The following is a 1,372-nucleotide window of genomic DNA, read 5'->3' on the forward strand; positions in this document are numbered from 1 at the left end:
CGCGCCGCCGGAGCGCGAACGAGCGCACCACCAGAGCGGCGAAGAGCAGGATCGAAACCGGCTGGGCCAGGGCGTCGGGCCAGGCCCGGCCGCCGGTCGCCCGGGCGGCGACCACCCGGCCCACCACCCCGAGCAGGTACGCCGCCAGCGCCCACCCGGCCGGCTCCACAGCCCCGGCGGCCAGGAGAACCACGGCGGCCACCGGCGGCACGACGTAGAGCAGCACCAGCAGCCCGACCACCGCGGCAGCCCCGGCCGGCGACCCGAAGGACGCCCACATCGACTTGCTGTAGCCGTCACGCAGCTCCCGCCACGAGGTGTACATCAGGCACTCCGCCAGCGCCGAGCCGTCGGCGAGGGCGATCCGGCCGCCGGCGCGTTTGACCGCCCGGGCCAGCCCGATGTCCTCCAGCACGTCGTCCCGTACCGCCGCGTGCCCGCCGGCCCGCTCGTAGCCCGCCCGGTCCAGCACCAGCCACTGGCCGCCGGCCGCCGCCAGCGACGGTCGCGGCGAGCGTTCCATCGCCCGCAAAGGCAGGAAGGTCAGCCAGGACCACTGCAGCAGCGGCTGCACGAGCCGCCCGGCCCCGGCGATCCGGGGGTACGGCGACAGCAACTGCACCCCGGCCGAGCGCAGCAGGTCGACCCCGCCGGCGATCGCCCCCGGGGCCAGCACCACGTCGGCGTCCACAAGAACCAGTACGTCCACGTCGCCGGCCGCGGATGCGAGTTGCGCGCACGCGTGCGGTTTGCCGAGCCAGCCGGCCGGCAGGGGCGCGCCGGTCAGCAGCCGTACCTTGTCGCCGGCGACCGCCCGCACCACCTCGGCCGTGCCGTCGGTCGAGCCGTCGTCGAGCACGATGATCTCCAGGTGCGGCACGCCGGACTGGCTCAGCAGCGCCTGCAGGCACGGCGTCACCCGTTCCGCCTCGTCGCGCAGCGGCAGCAGCACGGCGACCCGTTCGGTGGTCGTCGCCCCGGTGCGCGGGCGGCGCAGCAATGCCGCGTTGACGATCGTGTGGGTGGTCAGCGCGACCAGCGGGAGCAGCGCCAGCCACCTCATGCCGGCACCGGCTGACGGACCCGCCGTACGGCCAGCGGCAGCACGATCGCGCCCATCAGCACGCCGCCCCACAGCGCCGAGGCCGGCAGGCCGAGGAAGACGGCGTGGGCGAGCACGGAGGAAGCGTACGTCCACCACCAGAGCGCGAGCATCGGTGTGTCGCCCGGCAGGACCACGGCGGCGCGCGGCCCCGCGGCGGCGGCGAGCCCGGCCATCAGCAGCACCGCGAAGCCCAGCCAGCCCAGGTAGTTGCCAGCGCCAGTGAGGCGGCGAAGCCGGAGAAGCGCGGCGTGCCGTTGTTGAACCAGG

At 75.6% G+C, this 1,372-nt stretch carries 1 protein-coding gene and 1 pseudogene; both read right to left on the reverse strand.

Going from position 1 to position 1,372, the window contains the following annotated elements; genetic code table 11:
• A partial coding sequence (locus tag AB0C29_RS48610; RefSeq protein WP_360835187.1) for a glycosyltransferase family 2 protein occupies positions 1-1,063 on the reverse strand: 1,063 nt, incomplete at its 3' end.
• Positions 1,060-1,372: pseudogene (locus AB0C29_RS48615) on the reverse strand (hypothetical protein); the annotation flags it as partial. The pseudogene AB0C29_RS48615 and the gene AB0C29_RS48610, both read right to left, overlap by 4 nt.

Source organism: Actinoplanes sp. NPDC048791, from assembly GCF_040650095.1.
Classification (GTDB): Bacteria; Actinomycetota; Actinomycetes; order Mycobacteriales; family Micromonosporaceae; genus Actinoplanes.